A 22,530-nucleotide genomic window follows, 5' to 3' on the forward strand; every position below is an offset into this window, starting at 1 on the left:
CGTTCCGACCGGTGTCGGGCGGTCGCCGGTCGCGGCGCCCGCCCCGTTCCGTACGGCTGGTTACTGCTCAGGCCCGGACAGAATCCTGGCTGATGAGTGTGCCGATCTTCTCACTCTTCACCGCGCGCGCGATATTGCCCTCCGCCAGCAGTTCGAAGACCAGCATCGGAAGGTTGTTGTCCTTGCACAGCGTGATCGCGGTGAGGTCGGCCACCTTGAGGTCGCGCGCGATGACCTCGGAGTACTCCAGCGCGTCGAACTTGACCGCGTCCGGGTTGGTCCGCGGGTCGGAGTCGTAGACGCCGTCCACGCCGTTCTTGCCCATCAGCAGGACGTCCGCGTGGATCTCCAGGGCGCGCTGGACGGCCGTGGTGTCGGTGGAGAAGTACGGCATGCCCATACCGGCGCCGAAGATCACCACGCGGCCCTTCTCCAGGTGCCGGACGGCGCGCAGCGGCAGGTACGGCTCGGCGACCTGGCCCATGGTGATGGCGGTCTGGACCCGGGTCTCGATGCCCTCCTTGACCAGGAAGTCCTGGAGCGCCAGGCAGTTCATGACGGTGCCGAGCATGCCCATGTAGTCGGAACGGGCGCGGTCCATGCCGCGGACCTGGAGCTCGGCGCCCCGGAAGAAGTTGCCGCCGCCGATGACCACCGCGACCTCGGTACCGGCGCGGACGACCGTGGCGATCTCCCGGGCGATCGCGTGCACGACGTCCGGGTCGACGCCGAGCCCGCCGCCACCGGCGAAGGCTTCACCGGACAGCTTGAGCAGCACCCGGCGGCGCGAGCCGGCCCTGGGGTCCTGCGCGGTCTCCTGCGTCTCCTGCATGGACTTCTCCTTTTTGCACCTACTGGTCACAGGCGCGGGTGTGCGGATGCCCCGCCTGCGTGTACACGAGAGGAGGCCACTGCCGCGGGAACCGGTTCGGTGTCCTGCACGGCAATGGCCTCCTCGTCGTTCATGGTGCCGACGCGAGCCCGCCCGTTGACGGTGGGCGCGGGGTGAGCCCGTTCGGCGTTCCTCCCGCCCGGGTCAGCGGGCGGGGGCGGTTCCCAGCGTAGAGGGGCCGGGGACCAGGTGGAACGTGGCTCAGGCGCCGACGCGGAAGCGGGCGAAGCGCTTGAGGGCGACGCCGTTCTCCTCGAGGACCTTGGCGACGGTCTTCTTGTTGTCCTTCGCGAAGGCCTGCTCCAGGACGGAGTTCTCCTTCACGAAGCCGGTGACGCGACCCTCGACGATCTTCGGCAGGGCGGCCTCCGGCTTGCCCTCCTCGCGGGCGGTGGCCTCGGCGACGCGGCGCTCGTTCTCGAGCTCCTCGGCCGGGATCTCCTCGCGGGACAGGTACTTCGGCGCGAAGGCGGCGATGTGCTGCGCGACGTCCTTCGCGACCTCGGCGTTCTCCTTGTCCAGCTCGACCAGGACGCCGACGGCCGGCGGCAGGTCGGGGCTGGTCTTGTGCAGGTAGACCGCGACGAAGCCGTCACCGTCGAACTGGGCGAAGCGACGGAAGACGATCTTCTCGCCCAGGGTCGCGTTGGCCTCGTCCACGAACTGCTGGACGGTCTTGCCGGCCTCGATCTCGGAGGCCAGGGCGGCGTCCAGGTCGGCCGGGGCGGTCTTGGCGACGTGGGCGGCGATCGCGTCGGCGACCTTGACGAAGTTGTCACCCTTGGCGACGAAGTCGGTCTCGCAGTTCAGCTCGACCAGAACGCCGGACTTCTTGTCCTCGGCGATCAGCGAGGCGACGGCGCCGTTGGAGGCGTCACGGCCCTCGCGCTTGGCAACGCCCTTCTGGCCCTTGATGCGCAGGAGCTCGACGGCCTTCTCGACGTTGCCCTCGGCCTCGTCCAGGGCCTTCTTGCAGTCCATCATGCCGGCGCCGGTGAGCTCACGGAGCTTCTTGACGTCCGCGGCGGTGAAGTTCGCCATGGTGTGAATCTCTTCTCGCGTCTCGCGTGTCTGCGTGGAGTGGCGCCGGGACCGGTGGTTCGGTCCCGGCGCTGGAGAGAGGGGCACCTGCCGGTTTCGTACCGGCGGGTGCCCCTCACCCTGGGTACGTCAGGCCTGCTCGGCCGGCGCCTCGGCGGCCGGGGCCTCGGCGGCGGGGGCCTCGGTGGCGGGAGCCTCGGCGGCGGCGGGGGCCTCCTCGGCCTTCTTCTCGCCCTCGATGAGGTCCTTCTCCCAGGCGGCCAGCGGCTGGTCGGCACCCGGCTCGGCCTTGGCGTCGCCCTTGGCGACACCGGCGCGGGACTTCAGGCCCTCGGCCACGGCGTCGGCGATCACGCGGGTCAGCAGGGTGACGGAGCGGATCGCGTCGTCGTTGCCCGGGATCTTGTAGTCGACCTCGTCCGGGTCACAGTTGGTGTCGAGGATGGCGACGACCGGGATGTTGAGCTTCCGGGCCTCGCCGACCGCGATGTGCTCCTTCTTGGTGTCCACGATCCAGACGGCGCTGGGAACGCGCTGCATGTCGCGGATACCGCCGAGGGTCTTCTCCAGCTTGTCGTGCTCGCGCTGGAGGACCAGGAGCTCCTTCTTGGTCAGGCCGGAACCGGCCACGTCCGAGAAGTCCAGCTCGCCGAGCTCCTTCAGGCGCTGGAGGCGCTTGTAGACGGTCGAGAAGTTGGTCAGCATGCCGCCGAGCCAGCGCTGGTTCACGTAGGGCATGCCCACGCGGGTGGCCTGCTCGGCGATGGCCTCCTGGGCCTGCTTCTTCGTGCCGACGAAGAGGACGCTGCCGCCGTGGGCAACGGTCTCCTTGATGAACTCGAAGGCGCGGTCGATGTAGTTCAGCGACTGCAGGAGGTCGATGATGTAGATGCCGTTGCGCTCGGTGATGATGAAGCGCTTCATCTTCGGGTTCCAGCGGCGGGTCTGGTGACCGAAGTGGACGCCGCTCTCCAGCAGCTCCCGCATCGTGACGACGGCCATTGCCGTGCTCCTTGGTGTTACGGCCCGGCAGCGGCACTGCGTCGCAGCGGTAGCCCACAGCCGGGTCAGGCTCGGTTTGTCCGTGGCGGCCAGGTGACAGCCACGCCTGACGCCCCGAACGTGCCGAGCCGCTTTCCCCTCACGGCCCGGGGGCCGGTCGGGCTCGGCGGACCGAGCGGCACTCGCACCTGGCGGGGCCGCGGACGAACCGCGTCCGACCGCCGGTGGCGGGGCGTGCGAAGTCGACCCGGCGGACCGGGTCGCGTGTGAAGTGTACGGGAAGCGCCGAGGGGCGAGCGACTCCACGCGTGGCCGGGGGCCCGCCGGGGACCTGGGCGGAGCCCGGGGAACGGCCGGGGCGGGCCGGTTCCGGCGGGGCGGCGGGAGCGGAGCCGGGGGCGGCGCCGGGAGTGGGCGTGGGGACGCGTGGGCGGACGCGGGAGGGTGGCGCGGGCTGGTCGGCCGCTTGCGCGGGAGCGCCGGAGGTATGCCGCTTGTACACCGGATGGTGGCGCCCGTACACCCGTCCGAGGGATGACGCTCGGGCCTGGGGGTGGTTTGTCCACAGGTATCCGGATGCGGGTGGTGCGGGGGCGACGGGGCGGCGAGCCTGCGGGCATGACTGGTCGCGGCGGGTTCGGCGGGGTGTCGGTGTCGGTGTCGGTGGTGGCCGTAGTGGTGGCGGTGGCGCTCGTGCTGCCGGGAGCCTTGGGCGCCCCGAGGCCTTCGGGGGTCGCAGGGATCTCAGTGGCTCCGGAGGCTTCGGAGGCTTCGGAGGCTTCGGGGGTCCCCAGGGCTTCCCGGGCCTCGGGCGGTAGCGGTGTGGACGGCGCCCCCGGTACGGGGCGCGGGGCCGGATGGGGTGGTGCGCGGGCCTGGCCGGTGGGCGGGCCCGGCGGGCTGCTGGGCCGGTTCGAGCCACCGGCGAAGGTCTGGGCCGCCGGGCACCGGGGCGTGGACCTCGCCGCCGCCCCGGGGGTCGAGGTCCGGGCGGCGGCTCCCGGAGTGGTCGCCTTCTCCGGGCTGGTCGCGGGACGGCCGGTGGTGACCGTCTCCCACCCCGGCTCGGGCTCTCCCCCGCTGCGGACCACCTATCTGCCCGTCACCGGCACCGTCCCGGTCGGCACCCCGGTGAGCGCCGGGCAGCCGGTCGGTCTGCTCGCCGCGGACGGGCGGCACTGCGCGGGGCGCGACTGCCTGCACTGGGGGCTGCTGCGCGGAAGCCGCTACCTGGACCCGCTGGCCCTGTTCGGCGCGGGCACGGCGCGACTGCTGCCGTTGGCGGGCGGGGACGGGTAGGGCGCCCCGCCGTACGGCCGCGAATGGCGACCGGGGCCGGGCTCAGCCGCGGACGAGTCCGTGCAGCACCATCGCGACGGCGGCGTCGGCGATCTCCTCGGCGCTCTCGCTCGCACAGCCGGTGCGGCCTCCGGCGGCGGCCTGCTCGGCCCTGCGGGTCGCCGCCTCCACGACGCCCTGGACCAGGGCCGCGGCGAGCCGGGGCTGCTGGTGGCCGAGGTCCTCCAGCGTCCGGCCGACCAGGCCGGCCAGCCTGCCGTGCGCCGCCCTGATCCGCTCGCGCGCGGCCTCGTCGAGCTCCAGCGCCGAGATGGCCACCACCGCGCGGTGCCGGGGGTCGGCGGCGAGCGCCAGCTGGCCCCGGACATAGGCCTCGATCCGTTCGACGGCGGTGTCGCAGCTCTCCATCCCGGCCTCGATCTCGGCCGCCCAGAGCGGGAGGTCGACCTCGCAGAGCGCCTCGACCACGGCGGCGCGGGAGCGGAAGTACTCGTAGACCGAGGAGCGCGCCAGCCCGGTGCGCGCCGCGAGCGCGGGGAAGGTCAGGGCCTCCATGCCGCCCTCGGTGAGCAGGACGCGGGCAGCATCGAGGAGGGCTGCTCGCTGGAGCTGGCGATGCTCGGCCACCGTGGCCGCTCGGATCTTCGGCACGCACCCACTGTACGGAGCCACACCTCCGGCCGGTACGGCGCCGCGCATCCGAAGGAGGCCCGGGCCCGACGGCCGGCTTCGGGCTGCTGGCTTCGGGCTGCTGGCGGCCGACGCCCGGCTTCCGACGGCCGGCTTCCGACGGCCGGCTTCGGACAGCTGGCTTCGGACAGCTGGCGGCCGACGGCCGGGGTGCGACGCCCTATCGGATGTCCGACAGCTTGGCGCGCAGTTGGAGGACGGACTTGGTGTGGATCTGGCTCACCCGACTTTCCGTCACCCCCAGCACCTGTCCGATCTCGGCGAGGGTGAGGCCCTCGTAGTAGTAGAGCGTCACCACCGTCTTCTCCCGCTCGGGGAGGGTGTTGACCGCCTGGGCCAGCAGCCTGCGCAGCTCGCGGTCCTCGGCCACCTCGACCGGGTTGTCCGCGCCGTGGTCCTCCAGGGTGTCCATCAGGCTCAGCCGGTCGCCGCCCTCCCCCGCCGGGTGGAGCAGTTCGTCCAGCGCCACCACGTTGGCCAGCGACAGCTGGCTGAAGATGGCGTGCAGGTCCTCGATCGCGATGCCCATCTCGGCCGCGACCTCGGGCTCGTGCGGCGTCCGGCGCAGCCGGGCCTCCAGCGTCGCGTACGTCCGCTCGACCGCCTTCGCCTTCTGCCGCACCGAGCGCGGGATCCAGTCCAGGGCGCGCAGCTCGTCGATGATCGCGCCGCGGATGCGGCTGATCGCGTAGGTCTCGAACTTGATGGCGCGGTCGATGTCGAACTTCTCGATCGCGTCGATCAGCCCGAAGACCCCGGAGGAGACGAAGTCCGCCTGCTCGACGTTGGAGGGCAGGCCGACCCCGACCCGCCCCGCCACGTACTTGACGAGCGGTGAGTAGTGCAGGATCAGCTGCTCGCGCAGCCGCTGGTCCCCGGTCTCCTTGTAGGAGCGCCAGAGCGCTTCGAGCGCGGTGCGCCCCTGGGCCGCGGCCTCCCTGGCCTCCTGCCCCTGATCGCCGCCCGGCGCCCTCTCCCGGCGGGGTGCGGACAGCGGCGGGGCGGGCACCGATGGGGCGGGCACCGGCGAGGTGCGGGCCGGTGAGGTGCGGGCCGGTGAGGTGGCGTCCGGGGTCGGCGCGCTTCCGGATGGCCGGGGCGCGCCGTCGACGACCGCGCCGGGGGGCGCGCCGGCGGGCGTACCGACGGGCGCGCCCGCGGGGCCGGCCGCGTCGACACCCTGGGCCGGTTCGGCGTCTCGGGCCGCATCCACAGGCTGGGGCCCCGCCGTCGGTCGGCCGCCCTGGCGCGACAGGCCTCCCATCGCCCCCGCCGGCTTCGACGGGTAGTCGGGCGCGGAGCGCCGGTCGGTCCGCGGCCCTCCCGAGGACCGAGCACCACCGGTCACTCTGTGTCCGGGAATGTGTGTGGGCATGCGTTGGTCTGCGCCGTTCTGCCGAGTCATGTGCTGATAGGGAAGGCATGTGGAGCGTAGCGTGACCGACTCACTGCAAAGCGCTACCGCCACTCGGTCGTCCCCCGATCCGGTGGCGTTCGCACACCGGGTCCGGGCGACGAACAGGAGCACGGATCGGCAGGTCAGCAGGGTGGCTCCGACGCGCGTCCCCCGGCGCGGGCGTGTCCTCCGCTCCGGTGCTCACCTCCTCCGCACCACGCGCCAGTGCGCGCCGTGCCGCTCCACGTAGCCGAGCGAGCCCAACTCGTAGAGGCGTTGGAGGACTTCGTCCGGCGGGAGACCGGACTGCCGGGCTAGCCGCTCGATCGGCGCTCCCTCCGCCGTCGCCGGTACGGCCTCCAGCACCCGGGCGACGGCCGGCTCCAGCAGATCGCGCGGGAGCACCGGACCGCTGCGCTGCGGCGCCAGGTCGTCCCCGATCGCCCCGATCAGCTCGGTGATCTCGGCCGCGTCGGTGACCAGGGTGGCACCGCCGCTGCGGATCAGGGCGTGCACCCCGGCGGAGAGCTCCGAAGTCACCGGGCCCGCGACGCCCATGGTGTGGCGGTTGAGGTCCCGCGCCCGTCTGGCCGTGCTCAGTGCGCCGCTGCGCACCGCCGCCTCGACCACCACCGTTCCCCGGGTGAGCGCCGCGATGACCCGGTTGCGGAGGACGAAGCGGAAGCGGTTCGGGTGCTCCCCGGGCGGGAGTTCGCTGACCAGCAGGCCCTGGACGCCGATCCGCCGGATCAGTTCGGCGTTGCCCTTGGGGTAGGCCACGTCGACGCCGCAGGCGAGCACCGCGGCGGTCGTCCCTCCGACCGCGAGCGCCCCGCGGTGGGCGGCGGCGTCGATCCCGTAGGCGGCTCCGGAGACCACCACCCAGCCGCGCTCCGCCAGTTGGGCCGACAGCTCCCCCGCGACATGGGCGCCGTAGGCCGTACAGGCGCGGGAGCCCACCATCGCGACCGAGCGGAGCGCGAGCAGCCGCAGTGAGCCGGTGCCCGTCACCCAGAGCCCGATCGGACGTCCGTCACCCAGGTCGTCGAGTTGACTGGGCCACTCCGTGTCCCCCGGAATGATGAACCGTCCACCGACGGCCCGTACCCGTTTCAGGTCCGTCCGCGGGTCCGGCCCGGGGAGCCGCGCCTGGTACCCGGCCAGCCGGGTGCCGTCCAGTCCGGGGTGGTCGGGCACCGTTCCGTCCCTGATCGCCCTGACCACGTCGACGGCGGGGAGCTGGCCGAGCCACCGGCCGACCACCGCGTCCCCCGGTTCGCTGATCCGGCAGAGCAGCACCCGGGCGAGGCGCTCGGGCTCGGCCCCGGCGTCGGTCGTGGTTCCGCCCCCGGCCTCGGCCGCCGTGGGGATCCGAGGTTGCCTCAGCAACTGGTTCATGCCTCACCCTCCTGGTTCCGCGCCTTCTCGTCCGGCGCCTCGGGCCTCCCGGGCCGGCCGTCCTCCGGGCTGCCGCGCTGCGCCGGGATTCCACCGAGCCGGCCGACGACCCGCTCGGTCAGCGGCAGCCCTTGCTCCACCCCGGTGCGCAGGACCAGGGCCGTGCGGACGTCCCGCTGGTCCGGCCGGTCGCGTCCGGCGAGGTCGGCGACCGTCCAGGCGACCCTGAGCACCCGGTCCAGGCCCCGGGCGGTCAGCAGCCCCCGCTCCAGTTGCCGCGCGGCGTCGTTGAGCGCGCCGGCCCCGAGCTGCCAGCGGGTGCGCAGCTCGTGGCCGGGCACCTCCGCGTTGGTCCGCCACGGAGTGTTCGCCAACCGGGCCGCCGCCCGCTCCCGCGCGGCCAGCACCCGGGCCGCGACGGTCTCGGTGGTCTCCGCCGTGGTGTCCCGCTCCATGAGCTCGACCCTCGTCACCGGGGCCACCTGGACCTGGAGGTCCACCCGGTCCAGCAGCGGCCCGGAGAGCCGCCCCTGGTAGCGGCTGACCATGGCCGGGGTGCACTCGCAGCCCTCGCCCCGCCGCGAGTACCGGCCGCACGGGCAGGGGTTGGCCGCCAGGCAGAGCAGGAAGCGGGCCGGGAGCCGCAGTGATCCGGCCGAGCGGGCGATCACCACCTCGCCCGACTCCAGCGGCTGGCGCAGCGCGTCGAGCACCCGGACCGGGAACTCCGGCGCCTCGTCCAGGAAGAGCACGCCCCGGTGGCAAGGGGTTCACCTATGTATCTAGAGGAGGAGATAGAGGAGAGGGCGTCTCCGCTGTCAGCTCCTTGGTGCTCCGTCTCGCAGTTCCACCAGGAGCGTTGCGAAGTCGATCTCTGCCTCACACGCTTGGGCTCGGGCAGCCACCACCTCAGGCGGTACGCCAGGCCCAGGCGGGGAGTCGCCCTCGACCTGAGCGAGGCGTGCGTGGGCTGCCTGCATCCGGTGACGGCTGAGAGAGACCTCACCGTTGAAGTACCAGCTCGGTGGTTGGGCCATGGGCTGATCCTTTCACCCGGGGGCGTCCGGCTGTGGCATCTCAGGTCACCAGGGTGCCGCTGACGCTTCGAGTCGGGCTCGGCAGCCCTGAGACCATCAAGGCGCGAAGCGCCCGCTTAGTGGAGTCTGGTGCCCCCACAGGGGGCTCTGGTGGGGGCGCGGGAGCCAGGCAAGGGGTCGAGTCTTGGGCAGCGCCCGCGCCACAACGCGAGCCTAACCCAGCACGCTCCGCCACGGCGGTTTGTAATCCGTCTTACAGCCTTTGCTGCTCCTGCTCTTTATAATCCTCTGTCCTATGACAGAACGAAGAAAATCATTCGATCAGGAGGCGGTAGCTAAGGCGTTAGGCGCTAAGCCGCAGGAAGTTGTGGACCCAGCCTTTGGTGAAGGCCAGCACTTCCAGGTGCAGACCGACCAAGCGTTTTTGAGCCTTGACACCTTTCCCGAGAGCGGCGTCTCTCGTATCACGACCAAGGGTGCTCGCATCGAGCTCTATGGTGGTGCCCTGCCGCAGGTTGAGGAAGAGGGAATCGTTTTCCTCCAGAAAGACTCCGATCACGAGCACTCAACCGTTGCCCTGCATCCGGATGGTGGTCTCACCCTTGGCTATCAGGTGGACGCGGGACCCGCCAAGGTTGACGGCTTGCCTGACGATCTTGAGGACACCGAGCAGATCATTACCCGCGAGGAGGCCGTTAAGGTGCCCGCCGAGGCGGAGCAGCCCGGGCATCCAGCCCGAGAAGTCGTCAACTCCGTGAAGAACAAGTTCCCCACTCGTGCGCCCGGTGCCTATCCGGACGAACGGCCTGCGGTGCAACCCGTAGAGGCCGGCGGGACCGAGGAGGATCCGCTCGCTCAGGCACGACAAATCCGGGGAGGAGATCAGGCACCTTCGCAGGCCGCGGAGGACCAGCCGGCTAAGGAGTCCGGCCCGCCTCGCGTGCAGGTAGTAGGACGGCTCGGCCGTAATCCCACAGTTCGTGAGACCGCAGGCGGCAAGCTTGTTGGCAAGTTTCCCTTGGCCATCCATCTGGAGAACGGTGAGACTCAGTGGCAAGACGTCTTGGCCTTTGGAGAGCGTGCCCGAGCGCTTAAGAAGCGGATGGAGGAGGGCGAGTTGGTCAAGGGCAGAGAAGTTGAAGTTGTGGGTTACGAGCACGAGCGAGAGTACAAGGGGCGAGATGGGACCACCAAGACGGCGCGGGAGATCTACTCAGTTGCCATCAAAAAGCGCTGAGCTTTCAGGGAATCTTACCTTTCTCTATTCATTCATGTCGGTCTTCCGCGTACCGTTTTCTTCTTGACGCTACTGCGGCAAATATGAGACAAAACTAATATGGAACAGGAATCCGGAGGAGGACCACCAAAAGACAAGGAGCGCATTTTACCCAAGAGAAAGTCCATAACTGCGGGGACAGTGCTTTCGAATGAAACATTCTTGCTGCACCCGGAAGGTGTCAAGAAGTCTCAGGAGAAGGCGGCGGCTCCAGAAAGCGGCGGCGAGAAACCTCAACCTTCGCCATGGAAGACCTATGAGCTTAGACCTGTACAGACGGAAGGATGGGACGAGAAGTGGGCCGAGTTTCCGCCCCGAGTACCCATTGAGGTCTTGGCATCCAAGGAGCGCCTAGATGAAGCGTTGGCTCCATACGTTCTTGGAGAGCTTGCAGAACTGGGGCGCTACAGGGGTTATACCCCCCAGGAATATGCAGAGAAAGAAACGGCTGCGGGTTCTCCTTTGAGCCCGGAAGGGCAGACATACGATGAATTTTTGGATGGAGGCTTCGCGCAGGTAGCCGTTGCGGCCCGTAGAGATCCGCGGAGATATGGAGAAGCTTTTAGGGATCTAGATGCAGCTCGCAACGCCTTTCTTCTTCTCTCGCTTAAGCGTTTCAAATTTACAGAGCGCGAGCTCCATACAAACTTGGGCGATATTCAGATTGCGCCGGAGAAGGTCGAGCTTACCCCTCGCCAGGCTAAAATTGTTGATGTTTTAGCCAAGCGGGCTTCTTTACCCTATGACACCTCTGAAACTGTTATTTCCGGTATCGGTGCCCCTGGAGCACGGTGGGCGTACTCACCGGACGAGCAGTAGGTCCCATCAAAAGGGAAGCTGTTCTCCCTTTGCCCGCTTTTCTGATCAGTCGTAGGATGGAACTAAGACCCTCTTCGTTAGCATGTCGCCGCTTGGCGCAACGCCACGGAAGGAGGTTAGCCGGTGGGTACTGATGTTGTGCTCGGCTACACGAAGGACGAGAGCAAGAGCCCAATTCACCTTCGCTATGATCGCCGCGACAGACACCTCTGCATTCTCGGCAAGTCTGGTTCTGGTAAGACTGTACTGCTTGAGCATTTGGTCCTTGCCGATATGCGCGATGGTACGGCGGCCATTGTTATTGATGCCCAAGGCGATCTCACCAAGCGGCTTGTTTCATTGGCTCCTTCTTATGCGCGCGACAAGATCGTACTTGTCGAACCCAATACAGAGCGCCCGTTCGGATTGAACCTCTATGAGCTGCCATCCTCCGAAGATCAGGGTTCTTGGGAACTAGCGGTTGAACACGTGATGGAGGTGTTCAATAAGCTCATGGGCTCAGAGGAGGGGTACCGCTCAGTCATCGACCCGGGACTTCGTAACACGGCGCGACTTCTCATAGCAAATGGCCTGACCATGCAGGAGTTGCGCCTTCTCTATAGAGATGCGACCTTTCGGCAGTGCGCGCTGCGTCAAGTCTCCAATGAGGCGCGCGAATACTGGCGCGAGTATGAGGCCCTGTCCGCCCGTGACCAGCTCTCGAAGAGAGATCCCATCCTCAATAAGGTCGAACGCTTCTTGGGGGACGATAGAATCCGGCTTATGGTGTCCCAGCCCACCACGCTTCCCATAAAGCAGGTGATGGACGAGGGCGGGATTCTTCTTCTCAACCTCGCCCGCTTGGGCGACTCCACCACTTCTCTTCTCGGAATGGTGCTACTAGTCGAAATCGAGCGGCTCTTTCATCAGCGCGAACCAACCCCAAGGGCTAAGCGAAAGCGCGTCCATTTGTATCTTGATGAGTACGCCCGATTCGCTACACCTATAACCCAACGCATGCTGTCGGAATGCCGCCAGTTCGGCCTCGGCGCCACTATCGCCCATCAGAACCTTTCCCAGACGCCCCAGAAGGAAGGGCTCAACGTTGAGAGCCTTATTGCCTTTCAGGTGTCCGGAAGCGATGCACGCGAGGTAGCGGCGAACCTGGATTCCACTCCTGTCCGCACTGAGACGGATGTGCAGCGGCGTATGGAATCGCATTTTGACGAGTGGGATGAGCAAGTTTGGGATAGCCAAGATGCTTGCAATTGTTACGAGGCGCTGGCAGCGCGCAAGATGTCGCTCATGAAGGATCGGGAGAAAATAGAGAGACGGAAGGCAGTTGCCCTCCACGCTGAGGTCTATCACGCCTGCCAAGAAGAGCTCGCTGAAATCGACACTCGCTCTCAAGCTCTCACAATCGAGATGGAGGAGCTTTATGCCAGCCATCATTCTGTCGTCCACCACAAGGAATACCTCGGCGAAGTAGCTGCCCAGAGTCTTGACGGTAGTAGCTGGTACGACTCCGTAGAGAAGATTCGTCAGACCCATGCAGATCGAGAGGCGGAGATCACGAATAGCTTGACGCATCTTGTTACTGGCGTAGCGTATTGCAAGGTGGTCGGGTTTGATGGTTCGGCGCACGAGAACATAGTTCAAATGCTGCCTCCGGCCCAAGCGTCTAGCGAGGAGGAACTCCGGGAGAGCGCTACTCGGATCAGTGAAAAGCTTCGAGGTCTCGATCCGGAGTATCTTCTTCGCGAGGGTTTCGGCAGCTGGGCGCCCGAGCCAAAGTACTACTTTAAGCAGCAGGGGTTTCAAGACGCCATGCGCGGGCTCATCGGCTCAATGGAGGCTCCTACCCCCGAGGACATCCTGCAACGCGTCCGTGAGCGTAGCCGCGAGCGCTTCGGGACTCCTCGGAATCAGGTCGAGGCTCAAATCAGGCAGCGCCAGGAGCGCTTGGTTGGTACCCAGCCCCAACGGCCGGAGTCCGACCACCAGCCGGCCGCACCGCACCCTGAGGCGGACGAGCCGCAGCAGCAGGCCCGCGCCGAGGAGTCTTCCACTCCGGTTCAGGACAGTCCGCAGGTTCCTCCAGCGATAGGCAGGAGGTCTCCGAAGAAGCGGTGAGCGACTTCTCTTACGGGAGTCTTACGACCTTGGGGGTATACCTCTCACGCTTGTCTGCGAAAGTTGTAGCCCGATGAATGGCCTTCCTACCAATCAGCAGAACAAGTCAGTGCGAATCGGTGAGGCAGACGAGCAGATCCTCCGTGCCGTTAACCGGTTCCACTACATGACGGCGGGCCAAGTCGCCCGCCTCCTTTATCCCAACCAGCACGATGACAACCGGTACGCCCAGCGCCGTCTTCGCCGCCTTGTCGAGGCGGGACACCTTCTCAGGCTCCGGGAGCTTCCGACCCCACAGGTTGGCTCGGCCCCGCACGTCTTCACCCTGGCCGACCGAGGCCGGCGGTTCCTCCAGGCCCGGGGCGTCAGGCTTACGAGTGGGTACTACCGCCCCTCCGAGGAACGCGCCAAGGCCCGGGACAACCCCTTCATGGAGCACACCCTTGCCGCGGTGGATGTTCTCGTGGCCGCCGAACTCCTCAACCGGCAGCACCCCCTCGTGTCCGTGCCGCGCCTGTTCACCGAGCGCCAGCTCAAGCGCGAGGCCGTACGTGTTCAGCCAGCCGGCGACTCCCAGGCCCGGCCGGTGGCGGTGATCCCCGATGCGTGGTTGGAGCTGGCCGTGGCCGGTGAGGCCGTGTACGTGGCCCTGGAGCTTGATCGGGGCACCGAGGAGCAGAAGTACTGGCGCCGCAAGGTCGCCGCCCTTACGGCCTGGGCGCTGGGCCCCTACCGGCAACTCTTCGAGGCTGACAACCTCACGGTGGCGACCGTGGTTCCCACCACCGCTCGCAGGAGGCAGCTCTCCTCCTGGACGGCCCAGGAGCTGTACGGCATCGGCCAGCCGGCCCTTTGTGACGTCTTCCTCTTCACCGAGACCTCACCACTTGAGGTATCCGCGGAGGCCTTCTTCTTCGGGGCCCTCTGGTTCCCCGCCGACCGGCCCGAGCCAGTCAGCCTGCTTGATCTGCCAGGGGAGGGGCAGAGCTGAACTCGCCGTTGGTATGGGCTGGTTCAGCTGGCAGCGGCGACTGCCGCGGATCCCTCTGGGGGCCTACCGCACCTGCTACGTGATCCCCCGTACCCTCTCCCTGCCCAGCGATGAGGCCCGAGTCCATACCCACGTTCTCGGCAAGACCGGCTCCGGCAAGAGCTACTTTCTCGCCTCGCTCTTCCTCTCCCTGCACCGGACCGGGATGCCTGTCACCCTCATTGATCCTCACGGCGACCTGGCCCGTCTCGTCCTCGCCCACCTGGTGGCCGAAGGCGACCTCACCACCCTTAAGCAACGCCAGGCCCTCATGTACCTGGACATCCCCCGGGCCGCCGCTGAGGGCAGGTACCTGCCGTTCAACTACCTGCTTCAGCCCTATGACGATCACGCGATGGCCGAGCATGTCGCCGAGGCCGCCCGCCGCGCCTGGCCAGAGTTGGCCCGCGGTGCCCCGACCTTCGAGAACATCCTCAAACACTCCGTGATAGCGCTTCGCCAAGCTGGCCTGCCCCTCACGAAGCTCTCCGACCTCTTGGTCGACCCGGTTCTGCGGACCACCGTCTTGGCCCGGGTCACCGACCCCCAGGTGATCCGCTTCTTCCGGATGCGCATGGACCAGTGGGGACGCGAGGCCCCGCTGATGAAGGAGTCGACCCTCAACCGGGCCGACCTGCTCACCCTCTCCCCGGTGCTGCGCTACGCCCTGGGCCACGAGCGAAACGCCCTGGACTTCCGCAAGATCATCGACTCAGGGACCTCGGTGATCATCAACCTGGCCCTCCCCTCCCCCGATGTCCGCCGGCTCTTCGGCTGCCTGCTCACAGTCGGCATGGAGGCAGCGGCCCTCAGCCGCGCCAGTCTGGGGACAGCCGCCGCCCGGCGCTCACACCACCTCATCCTCGATGAGTTCTCCCAGTTCATGGCCCAAAGCGAAGAAGCCCTCACCCGCATGCTGTCTGAGACCCGCAAGTACAACCTGTTCTGCGTCATGGCCCACCAGAGCTGGAGCCAGGCCTCCGACCGCCTCAAGGGCGCCCTGCAGAACGTGGGGCTTGAGGTGATCCTCAAGGCCGGACGCCCGGACGCCGAGTATTCCGCCCGGATGTTCGGCACCGTCAACCCGGACGAGATCAAGCACACCGTCTCCAACGAGCAGGCCGAGGAGCGCACGCACCCCACTTACTACCCCCTCCAGGAACAGTGGGAGCGCCAGGTCCAGTGGGTGCAGCAGCTCCAGGTCGGCGAGGCCTACATCCGTCTTCCCAACGACCAGGTCCTCAAGGTGCGAACGCCAACCCTCCCCGACCTCCCGGCGTCCCCTACCGCGGTGGCCCAGGTCGAGGACTACTACCTCCACCGCTACTTCGCCCCGGCCCCCAAGCAAGAAAGCCGTGCGGACCGCCACCGGGGCCGACCCAATCGGCCGCCGCCCATTTCTCGGCGAAGTTTGCAAGCCCAGATCCGTGAGTTCGTTCAGCCCACCACGGTCTTTAGGTTGCCCGGCTTTAAAGACCAAAGGCGAGATAGCGGTGATTGACTTTATGGTGCGGAATTGCTATAAACAAGGTGCAATGAAATACTTAGACTCTAGTCCAAATATTGCCAGCGGCGATTTCGTCCTTAAGGGCACACGAATACGCATCACTCAGTTTATTGACTTCATGAAGAATGGAGTCTCTATCGCGCAATTGCACGAATGGTATCCATGGGTGAGCAAGAAACAGATTTCAGGCGCCGTAGACGAGGCAAATGAAATCATCAACAACGCCGCTCATGCCTAAGACCTTCCACAAACACAAGATTCTCCTCGATGAGAACATGCCCCCGCGTGGCGCCTTCCCTAAGCTCAACGAGCGCTTTGATGTCAAGCACGTAAGCGTAGACCTCCATCAGGGCGGGATAGCCGATTCCTCCGTCTATCAACTCGCTCTCAAACACCACCGAATCATCGTGTCGCAGAATTGGCGCGACTTTCTCAAACTTGTGGGGTCAAGTCTTGATGAGGGCGTCATTGCAGTTACCGGTAACAACTGGGTGCGCATGGATGCCCAACTCACCTCGATGCTTACACGGCACGGGGCGTCTTTCTTCCGCGGCAAGGTAGTTGCACTCAACTCAAAGTAACCCCCTGACCACCTTTCCCTTTTCCTTCCTTAATTGGCGGCTCTTCCGGGCTGGCCGGCGGGTCAAGGATCCGAAGGACCCCGAAGGGGCTTGTCCTTGACGCGGCGGACGGGCCGGAACATCATGAGCCACAAGGAAGAAAAGGCACCCTCAGTTGCGCTGTTGGACTACCAGGTCGACACTGGATCAAAGGGCTTGTCTCGTAGAGGTGCGACATGACTCGACAGCAACGCGACCTCTTCATTTCCTACTCGCACGCCAACACCCGATTTGTTGAGCGCTTAGCAGCCGACTTGCGGGAACACCACGTTGATGTCTGGCTCGACACGATCGAGCTCCAGGTCGGCGCTCAGTTCCACCTCAGCATCGAAGAGGCCATCGAGGATAGTCGATACTTCTGCCTCGTTCTTTCACCCGCGGCTCTTCGCTCGTACTACGTCCGGCGAGTTGAGTTCGAGAGCGCATTTGCAAAGATGATCCGTGACCGGCTGGAGGTCTTCATCCTGCCGATCCTTATTCGCAAACTCACCCAGCCATTGCCTGCCCGTCTCGCCGGGCTCCAGTACTTGAATTTCATCAACGCGAAGAATTATACTCACAACGTGCGGGCTCTGGCTAAACGCGTCCGCCTGGACGCTGATACATTCACTGGCGAGCGCTGGTATAAGGCGCTTGAGATATCTCCCTTCGGGGAGATAGTCGGTGTGGGCCAGATCAGCCAAGTTGCCCCGACCGGCCCCAGCGTCCGAATCATCTGGGCCCAAGGCATCGTGGAGCGCTGTGAAATCTTTTACAACGGGGATCTCGCGCACTACAAGGCGTTCACCTTCGATGCATCAGGCCGCGTGCACGAGAACATGATGTACGAGCGCGAGCCGGATGGTACTTGGCGCTACATCGATACTTGGCGCTACTACTACGACTCGGCCTCTGGCCGGCGCGTGCGCAAGGTCATCGACAAGCCAGGTGCGTTGTCACGCCGGGAGTTGACGTATGACGGCCACAACCGCGTGGTTGAGGAGCGCATCGTTACCCTTTCAGGTCCGCCCGATCTTTCCTACGGGTATACCCGCAAGGTGCTTGAGTACGACTCTGATGGGTTGGTTAGGCGCGAGCGCCTTTATGATGTCCTTGGTGAAGAAATCCCATAGCCGGGTAACTGCCTTAGCAGTCCATGTCGCACAATCAAAGATTTGCGGCGAGGTTTTGAGCCTGATGACACGGGGGTAGGGTGCAATTTATCCTCTAATAATTTTGCTAGCTTCAACTATAGGAAGGTTAGTCTTGATTTTCTTCTGACACATCTTCTTCTGTTGTTGATCCCAGAGTTCGTGTTGCCGTGAGTCGCCAGTGCAACCATCCGAGTAGTAGCGTAGCTCCCAGCCAGGTCCAACCCACAGCTACCCCTGCTGCGTTGCCGGCGCAGTTGTCAATTTCTTTCTTAGTGGGGTAGAGGTTGGCGTTGGAGCATTCATGTGGACAATTAAAGAAGATTGCCTGAATGGGTCCAGATGCGATCATCGCTCCAAGCAGTCCTGCAATTCCACCAAAGGCCGCAGCTCGGGTAGGTCTATCCCATCGATTTTCCGTTTGTTTGCCGGGGCGGTAGTAAGCCGCTACGAGCAACGACAGCACGATCCCGATTCCCGAACTTAGCCACCCCCAACGGCCTTCGCCCACGGCCAAGGCGATGACTGCTGCAACTGCGGCTGACCATAAGGCAGCAGGGTCGACCTTATGGTTTTTGTCCTTTTCGTTTTGCGGTTGCGGTGTGCTCATAGAGGTCAGGTTAGGTTCCTGCGATAGGTTCCGCAGAGCGGGAGTAGGTTGTCTTGCTCCATTGGATGGCCTGGAGGTTTTACCCACCTCACGCGGCTGGGGCCCCGCAGGCGGAGAGGCCAGATCGGGCTCTTGCGGGCAGGCTGGGCTGCCCGATCCGCTGGCGAGCGTACGGCCTCCCCGCTTCCCCAACCGCGTCAGGACATCGGCCAAAGCCTCCAGGCCTTCGAGCCTGCCGGGTTACCCGCGGCTTGCCTGCCAGTCGTTGAACCCTCCGGGGGCGGTGTCCGGGGGGACCAGTTCCCACAGCCGCTTGATCTGTTCCCGACCGCCCCTGACCGGGCGGACGAAGACTCCGAAGGAGTGAATCGACATGATTCTCATGAACTCACCGGTCTTGAGGAGCGTGACGACCTCCCCCTCCTGCGGTGTCCAACTCTGCTCTGCGGGGGCCGCCGGCGGGGAGGTCTCGTCCATGTTGTTCATGTACTCAGCTCCTTGGGGAAGTGTGGGGGTGGTGCAGGCAGCTGCTCGGCGGTGGGCTCGTCCAGCAGGCCGGCGAGCAGCCGGACGTCAGCCGAGCTGGGGAGCACTCGACCCGTCCAGCGGGCGTGCAGCATCAACGTGTCCGCGATGGCCTGAGCCGTTCGTGCGTTGCACCCGCCGAGGTAGACGTAGCCGCCCTCGCGAAGCCCTTCGACAACAGGGGCTGCATCCAACGAGGGCAGGCTCGGCAAGCCGTTCAGGGAGAGGGCAGTCCGCAGGGCAGCGGCAGCGGTCTCGGCTTCGCGGTGGTGATCCCGGCGGACGTCCGCCTCGTTCTCAAGCTCGGTCATTGCTGCCTGTCCCTATGGCTTGAAACAGCACTGCTCTCTCCGCTTTGGACGGTAGGAGTCGGCTGTAAGACGCCTCAACAAACTTGCTTTAACTTGCTCGCGGTTCACCCAAGCGCGCTGATCGCACCAGCGATGAGGGCCCGGGCTTCCGCGCCATACACGGCGAGGCTCGCTAGCTCGGCGAAGGTGCGGGCGTACTCAGCGATCTCGCCAGGCTGGGTGATCGTGAGCCAGGCGGCGACCAGCTCGATGTTGACCTGCGCGTCATCGAAGATCCAGAAGTCTTCGACCGGGTGGATGCCGCTTCGGTCTGCTGCGTCAGGGATGATGCCCAGACTGACCGCGGGAAGTGAGCCGGCGGTGACCAGTTGGCCGAGCTGTCCGGCCATGACCTCGGTCCCGCCGATCAGCTTGTGGAGCACCGACTCCTCAAGGAGCACGGCGAACAACCGGCCTCGCTCGTGGAGGACGTGTTGGCGTTCCATACGGACCGCCACCGCCTCTTCGACATCCTGGGAGAGTCCCCTTCGTTTGGCTGTCCCCAGGAGCACAGCACGCGTGTAGTCCGCGGTTTGCAGGGGCCCGGGGATGAGCCAGGAGGAGTACGACCGAAAGCGTGATGTCCGGTCGAAGATTGGTGTTGCGGCCTCCTGGGCACGTTTGAGTCCGGCCCGCTCGATGCGCCGCCACTCGATATACGCGCCCTCAGTGGCGCGGACGGTGGCGATCAGGTCGGGCGCTTCCTCCGGGACACCGCACAGCATCGTCCATGTCCGGATGTCCTCGCTTGATGGGACAGTCCGCCCGCTCTGGAGCTTGGAGCACTTGGACTCGTGCCACCCAGCGGCCTCAGCCAGCGCTCGGGCGGTGAGGCCCGCGTCCTTGCGGAGCTCACGTAACCGCTGGCCGAGGTCCCGCCGTGCTTGCTCGGTGTTGGAGTACTGCGACACGGATCTCTGGGGGTTCCTATCGTGCCGGTGCGTACGCGGCGTGGGGAACGCCCCGTTCCCAGACCGCCTCAAAGGCTGTGGCGCACAGCTTCGCGACTGCTGGATCATCGAGCAGCTCTGGCTCTGTGGCTTCACCGTCTCCGTTGAAGTGGTTCACCAGGACGAGCTGGTTGTCGAACAACCAAAAGTCGTTGCCGGGAAGCGCCAGATCTGTTGCCTGCCGGCGCGGCAGCCAGCGGACATCTTCTCCTGCCGCGATGTTGAGCGCCTCGGTGATGGTGTGCTCGAACGCCACGTAGTCACTTAGGGGCTCGGAGACAATGCGTGCCCGGCGGATAGCCACGCTCCGCGCTACTGCCTCCCCCAGCAACTCGTACCACTGCGGCCACAGCGCCGCAGGGTCGATCACCTCACCCGCCTGCCACTGGATGAAGGCCGGGTCGGAGCGCATGTACCCGTCCCGCATTTCCAGGTGGACGGCCGAGCGGCTGGCGAGCCTCAGCAGCTCATCGAACCTGGTCGGGTCCAGCGCCACCGTTCACCTCCGGGAAGAACTGCATCATGCGCTTGGGGAACTCGACCACATCCTCGTGGTCCGGCAGCTCCAACTGTGACCGGCGCTCCTCGTCCAGCACCTTCCAGCCCTGGATGAGGTAGTTGTCCGTCTCCGAGTCGTAGTAGAGGGTCGGCGAGTTGTTCACCGGCGAATCGGGATCCTTGCCCAGTTTGTGCAGCGCCATGATGGGCCTCCTTGGCGGTCGCGGTCGATCACTGTGACTGAGCTTGCACCAACGACAACCACGGCACACCCAACTTGCTCGAACTTGCTTGGCAAGCATCCTTTGCGTGGGTTTCTCCGAAAATAGCGATTTCGCCCAACTTTATTGCCATATTGACAAATTGCGTCAACTTTGCCATATTTGGTGTTAGTTGCTCAATATGGATATTAATGCAATTGTCAGACATTTCGGACTTACCGAGCATCCGTTTATCACCAGCCCCGATCCGCGGTTCCTGTACTTCTCCTCGCAGGTGCGCGAGGCCCTGGCCAAGTGTGAGTTCATGGCACGCGACCGCATCGGCCCCATCTACATGTACGGACCGATCGGTTCGGGCAAGACCTCGCTGGTCCGCCGGCTCCACGAAAAGCTAAGCCAAGACGAGCGGTACAACGTCAAGCTTCTGATTGTCCCCAACATCAAAAGCAGCAACGCGTTGCTTCGGGTAATCATGGAGACCTTTGATGTAAAGACCGAGAGATCCTATGCAGCCTCCTTAGCTAACTTTGAGGGATTTCTCCTTCAGCAGTTTGAGTCGGGCAAGGTGCCCGTGCTTCTGGTCGATGAGGCCCAGTACATGACTCGCGAGCAGCTGAAGCTACTTCATTACCTGCTCAACTTTGAAACCAACAAGACCAAGCTCTTACAAATCGTCCTGGTCGGACAAGAGGAGCTGGGAACCAAGATCGTAAATTACCGCGAGCTGGCATCCCGCATGTTTCCTATTGCCATGAGTGCTATGTCCTTGGAGGACCTGCGCGACATGATCCAGTTTCGTCTTACTGTCGCGGGCAGGCGCGATTCGCTGTTTGAGGAATCAACCGCCGAGGAGGCCTACCACCTGCTCTACGCCTACACCAAAGGACTTCCCCGAGATGCCATCAAGGTGTGTTTTGAACTCCTCATCGATCTTGCCGTCCAGGGCAACACACACGCGAGCCCTCAGCAAATCGAGGAGATAGCCAAGGCGCAGAACCTGCGCATCTAACCTATGGGAAGATTCGACAAACTCACGCAAATATCAAAACCAGTAGCCGATGCGCCTACCGAGACGGCTCCAGATGTTCTGTCGGTGGTTCGCCGGGGCTCGGATTCACTGTCAAGCCCTACCCCGGCCGGGCCTACCGCCGGCCTACCGGCCCAGACCTGGCCCACTCTTGACTACCGTCCTATTCGGCAGCGCCACAAGTTCGACATCTATGAAGACCAGTACGAGGCTCTTAGAGTCCTTGCCGAAGATAATCGTGGTCCCAATGGACAACCAGGAAGCATGAGTGCGATGGTACGAGATGCAATTGATCTTTACCTTACTGCCCGGAAGAACTCTCACTAACATCAACCCGGCCCGGCCCCTAGGCCCGGCCTACCATTCAGCCATTACCACCTCAGGATACTTTCTCTTGGTGGGTCCCGGCCTAGGCCCGGCCCGGGGCCGGTCTGGTCCCGGCCTTAGGCCCGGTCTGGTTGATTCTTCTTTTATCTGCTTCACTGATTACGGAGCTCCAGCGGTAGTGAGATTTCACAGCTGGATTACTGACGCACGTTGGCTATAAGGCACTCGGCTCACTACCGAGAGAGCATGAGACACTGTCCCAAAACAACACGCCAACATTTATTTTCGATGCGAAGCATCGGGGAGAGAAGCGGCCAGGCTACCAGTAATCGTTACCCCCGGGGGTTTTAGGGGGAGGGGTCGTTGCGCCTATAAGCATCTGGCCTGTCGCCGCGAGTGGTTCTTACTGGCTCGATCCGCAAACTACTGCATCGCTCTGGATCATCTTTGAGGCGAGTACGGGAGTTGATCGAGCAGGCCTGATACCCAGGTCGGGTGGCGTACCGCCTCTGGCCGGTACGCGAGCCGGTACGCCCGGCCGGTAGCCAAGGAAGCGCCCTTCGGGCGGTTGTAGCTGGAAGGAAAGGCCCGCTGGCCAGCGGGTTCGGGTGGCCTCAAGACGGGGGGAGTCAGCCGCGCCTCGGGGGTGATGCCAAGCTCCCTGCGGTCGGTGGCGCGGCTGACTCCCCCCGTCCTCTTCGCCTGCACATTGGCTTCGCAATGGCCCTTCGGGGTAGATGCAGGCTCCGAGTCCACCCCCAAGGGGGGACACA

Annotated in this window: 21 protein-coding genes and 2 pseudogenes; 10 read left to right on the top strand and 13 right to left on the bottom strand. The window is 65.1% G+C overall.

Annotated features, from left to right (window positions below):
- Positions 1 to 67: 67 nt before the first annotated feature.
- The 3 genes from pyrH to rpsB form a co-directional block, all read right to left on the bottom strand.
- Positions 68 to 832, bottom strand: a complete 765-nt coding sequence (pyrH, locus tag ACIQI7_RS33685) for a UMP kinase (RefSeq protein WP_380654412.1) — start codon at positions 830 to 832, stop codon at positions 68 to 70.
- 261 nt (positions 833 to 1,093) lie between these two features.
- The gene (gene tsf / locus ACIQI7_RS33690) at positions 1,094 to 1,933 is read right to left on the bottom strand and encodes a translation elongation factor Ts (protein WP_387759396.1); all 840 of its coding nucleotides are present in this window, start codon (positions 1,931 to 1,933) and stop codon (positions 1,094 to 1,096) included.
- A gap of 129 nt (positions 1,934 to 2,062) precedes the next feature.
- Positions 2,063 to 2,935, bottom strand: coding sequence for a 30S ribosomal protein S2 (gene rpsB, locus ACIQI7_RS33695; protein ID WP_401117484.1), 873 nt, complete (start codon positions 2,933 to 2,935; stop codon positions 2,063 to 2,065).
- 882 nt (positions 2,936 to 3,817) lie between these two features.
- Here rpsB and ACIQI7_RS33700 point away from each other — a divergent pair.
- On the top strand, positions 3,818 to 4,234 hold the full coding sequence (locus ACIQI7_RS33700; RefSeq protein WP_401117486.1) for a peptidoglycan DD-metalloendopeptidase family protein: 417 nt from the start codon (positions 3,818 to 3,820) through the stop codon (positions 4,232 to 4,234).
- Positions 4,235 to 4,276: 42 nt separating this feature from the next.
- Here ACIQI7_RS33700 and ACIQI7_RS33705 read toward each other — a convergent pair whose 3' ends face one another.
- From ACIQI7_RS33705 to ACIQI7_RS33720, 4 genes and pseudogenes are all read right to left on the bottom strand, one after another.
- Positions 4,277 to 4,861, bottom strand: coding sequence for a TetR/AcrR family transcriptional regulator (locus ACIQI7_RS33705; protein WP_401117593.1), 585 nt, complete (start codon positions 4,859 to 4,861; stop codon positions 4,277 to 4,279).
- 223 nt (positions 4,862 to 5,084) lie between these two features.
- Positions 5,085 to 5,834, bottom strand: a pseudogene (whiG, locus tag ACIQI7_RS33710) (RNA polymerase sigma factor WhiG); the annotation flags it as partial.
- A 687-nt stretch (positions 5,835 to 6,521) separates the two neighbouring features.
- Positions 6,522 to 7,718, bottom strand: a complete 1,197-nt coding sequence (dprA, locus tag ACIQI7_RS33715; protein ID WP_401117488.1) for a DNA-processing protein DprA — start codon at positions 7,716 to 7,718, stop codon at positions 6,522 to 6,524.
- 119 nt (positions 7,719 to 7,837) lie between these two features.
- A pseudogene (locus ACIQI7_RS33720) lies at positions 7,838 to 8,479 on the bottom strand (ATP-binding protein); the annotation flags it as partial.
- A gap of 571 nt (positions 8,480 to 9,050) precedes the next feature.
- Between ACIQI7_RS33720 and ACIQI7_RS33725 the strand changes: the two are divergent.
- From ACIQI7_RS33725 to ACIQI7_RS33760, 8 genes are all read left to right on the top strand, one after another.
- Positions 9,051 to 9,992: a single-stranded DNA-binding protein gene (locus ACIQI7_RS33725; RefSeq protein WP_401117490.1), complete on the top strand. Its 942-nt coding sequence runs from the start codon at positions 9,051 to 9,053 to the stop codon at positions 9,990 to 9,992.
- Positions 9,993 to 10,091: 99 nt separating this feature from the next.
- Complete coding sequence (locus ACIQI7_RS33730) at positions 10,092 to 10,850, top strand: hypothetical protein (protein WP_401117492.1); 759 nt, start codon at positions 10,092 to 10,094, stop codon at positions 10,848 to 10,850.
- Positions 10,851 to 10,973: 123 nt separating this feature from the next.
- Positions 10,974 to 12,962: a type IV secretion system DNA-binding domain-containing protein gene (locus ACIQI7_RS33735; protein WP_401117494.1), complete on the top strand. Its 1,989-nt coding sequence runs from the start codon at positions 10,974 to 10,976 to the stop codon at positions 12,960 to 12,962.
- A gap of 166 nt (positions 12,963 to 13,128) precedes the next feature.
- Complete coding sequence (locus ACIQI7_RS33740; protein WP_401117595.1) at positions 13,129 to 13,953, top strand: replication-relaxation family protein; 825 nt, start codon at positions 13,129 to 13,131, stop codon at positions 13,951 to 13,953.
- Positions 13,954 to 13,966: 13 nt separating this feature from the next.
- Positions 13,967 to 15,493 carry a type IV secretory system conjugative DNA transfer family protein gene (locus tag ACIQI7_RS33745; protein WP_401117496.1) on the top strand — a complete coding sequence of 509 codons (1,527 nt, stop codon included), beginning with the start codon at positions 13,967 to 13,969 and terminating at the stop codon, positions 15,491 to 15,493.
- Positions 15,494 to 15,527: 34 nt separating this feature from the next.
- Positions 15,528 to 15,737 carry a DUF433 domain-containing protein gene (locus ACIQI7_RS33750; RefSeq protein WP_401117597.1) on the top strand — a complete coding sequence of 70 codons (210 nt, stop codon included), beginning with the start codon at positions 15,528 to 15,530 and terminating at the stop codon, positions 15,735 to 15,737.
- Entirely contained in the window at positions 15,730 to 16,080 is a 351-nt protein-coding gene (locus ACIQI7_RS33755; RefSeq protein WP_401117498.1) for a DUF5615 family PIN-like protein, read from the top strand. Before ACIQI7_RS33750 ends, ACIQI7_RS33755 begins: the two co-directional genes overlap by 8 nt.
- Positions 16,081 to 16,295: 215 nt before the next feature.
- On the top strand, positions 16,296 to 17,231 hold the full coding sequence (locus tag ACIQI7_RS33760) for a toll/interleukin-1 receptor domain-containing protein (protein WP_401117500.1): 936 nt from the start codon (positions 16,296 to 16,298) through the stop codon (positions 17,229 to 17,231).
- 127 nt (positions 17,232 to 17,358) lie between these two features.
- Here the strand turns inward: ACIQI7_RS33760 and ACIQI7_RS33765 are convergent, their stop codons facing one another.
- From ACIQI7_RS33765 to ACIQI7_RS33790, 6 genes are all read right to left on the bottom strand, one after another.
- Positions 17,359 to 17,859 (bottom strand): hypothetical protein, encoded by a 501-nt coding sequence (locus ACIQI7_RS33765; RefSeq protein WP_401117502.1) that lies wholly within the window; start codon positions 17,857 to 17,859, stop codon positions 17,359 to 17,361.
- A 240-nt stretch (positions 17,860 to 18,099) separates the two neighbouring features.
- On the bottom strand, positions 18,100 to 18,345 hold the full coding sequence (locus tag ACIQI7_RS33770) for a hypothetical protein (RefSeq protein WP_401117504.1): 246 nt from the start codon (positions 18,343 to 18,345) through the stop codon (positions 18,100 to 18,102).
- Complete coding sequence (locus ACIQI7_RS33775) at positions 18,342 to 18,695, bottom strand: hypothetical protein (protein ID WP_401117506.1); 354 nt, start codon at positions 18,693 to 18,695, stop codon at positions 18,342 to 18,344. Before ACIQI7_RS33775 ends, ACIQI7_RS33770 begins: the two co-directional genes overlap by 4 nt.
- 104 nt (positions 18,696 to 18,799) lie before the next feature.
- A complete protein-coding gene (locus tag ACIQI7_RS33780; RefSeq protein WP_401117508.1) occupies positions 18,800 to 19,645 on the bottom strand; it encodes a helix-turn-helix domain-containing protein in 846 nt (281 codons plus the stop codon).
- 16 nt (positions 19,646 to 19,661) lie between these two features.
- Positions 19,662 to 20,180 carry a DUF6879 family protein gene (locus ACIQI7_RS33785; protein WP_401117510.1) on the bottom strand — a complete coding sequence of 173 codons (519 nt, stop codon included), beginning with the start codon at positions 20,178 to 20,180 and terminating at the stop codon, positions 19,662 to 19,664.
- On the bottom strand, positions 20,152 to 20,385 hold the full coding sequence (locus ACIQI7_RS33790; protein ID WP_401117512.1) for a hypothetical protein: 234 nt from the start codon (positions 20,383 to 20,385) through the stop codon (positions 20,152 to 20,154). Before ACIQI7_RS33790 ends, ACIQI7_RS33785 begins: the two co-directional genes overlap by 29 nt.
- Before the next feature lie 199 nt (positions 20,386 to 20,584).
- On the opposite strand from ACIQI7_RS33790, the gene ACIQI7_RS33795 reads away from it, so the two are divergent.
- Positions 20,585 to 21,412: an ExeA family protein gene (locus tag ACIQI7_RS33795; RefSeq protein WP_401117514.1), complete on the top strand. Its 828-nt coding sequence runs from the start codon at positions 20,585 to 20,587 to the stop codon at positions 21,410 to 21,412.
- The last annotated feature ends 1,118 nt before the right edge of the window (positions 21,413 to 22,530 follow it).

This window comes from Kitasatospora sp. NPDC092039 (genome assembly GCF_044756065.1).
In the GTDB taxonomy this organism is placed as follows: domain Bacteria; phylum Actinomycetota; class Actinomycetes; order Streptomycetales; family Streptomycetaceae; genus Kitasatospora.

Coding starts and splice junctions, on each gene's coding strand:
- pyrH (WP_380654412.1), bottom strand. CDS start 832: ATGCAGGAGACGCAGGAGACCGCGCAGGACCCCAGGGCCGGCTCGCGC.
- tsf (WP_387759396.1), bottom strand. CDS start 1,933: ATGGCGAACTTCACCGCCGCGGACGTCAAGAAGCTCCGTGAGCTCACC.
- rpsB (WP_401117484.1), bottom strand. CDS start 2,935: ATGGCCGTCGTCACGATGCGGGAGCTGCTGGAGAGCGGCGTCCACTTC.
- dprA (WP_401117488.1), bottom strand. CDS start 7,718: ATGAACCAGTTGCTGAGGCAACCTCGGATCCCCACGGCGGCCGAGGCC.
- ACIQI7_RS33725 (WP_401117490.1), top strand. CDS start 9,051: ATGACAGAACGAAGAAAATCATTCGATCAGGAGGCGGTAGCTAAGGCG.
- ACIQI7_RS33730 (WP_401117492.1), top strand. CDS start 10,092: ATGGAACAGGAATCCGGAGGAGGACCACCAAAAGACAAGGAGCGCATT.
- ACIQI7_RS33740 (WP_401117595.1), top strand. CDS start 13,129: ATGACGGCGGGCCAAGTCGCCCGCCTCCTTTATCCCAACCAGCACGAT.
- ACIQI7_RS33745 (WP_401117496.1), top strand. CDS start 13,967: ATGGGCTGGTTCAGCTGGCAGCGGCGACTGCCGCGGATCCCTCTGGGG.
- ACIQI7_RS33750 (WP_401117597.1), top strand. CDS start 15,528: ATGAAATACTTAGACTCTAGTCCAAATATTGCCAGCGGCGATTTCGTC.
- ACIQI7_RS33755 (WP_401117498.1), top strand. CDS start 15,730: ATGCCTAAGACCTTCCACAAACACAAGATTCTCCTCGATGAGAACATG.
- ACIQI7_RS33760 (WP_401117500.1), top strand. CDS start 16,296: ATGACTCGACAGCAACGCGACCTCTTCATTTCCTACTCGCACGCCAAC.
- ACIQI7_RS33765 (WP_401117502.1), bottom strand. CDS start 17,859: ATGAGCACACCGCAACCGCAAAACGAAAAGGACAAAAACCATAAGGTC.
- ACIQI7_RS33770 (WP_401117504.1), bottom strand. CDS start 18,345: ATGAACAACATGGACGAGACCTCCCCGCCGGCGGCCCCCGCAGAGCAG.
- ACIQI7_RS33775 (WP_401117506.1), bottom strand. CDS start 18,695: ATGACCGAGCTTGAGAACGAGGCGGACGTCCGCCGGGATCACCACCGC.
- ACIQI7_RS33790 (WP_401117512.1), bottom strand. CDS start 20,385: ATGGCGCTGCACAAACTGGGCAAGGATCCCGATTCGCCGGTGAACAAC.
- ACIQI7_RS33795 (WP_401117514.1), top strand. CDS start 20,585: ATGGATATTAATGCAATTGTCAGACATTTCGGACTTACCGAGCATCCG.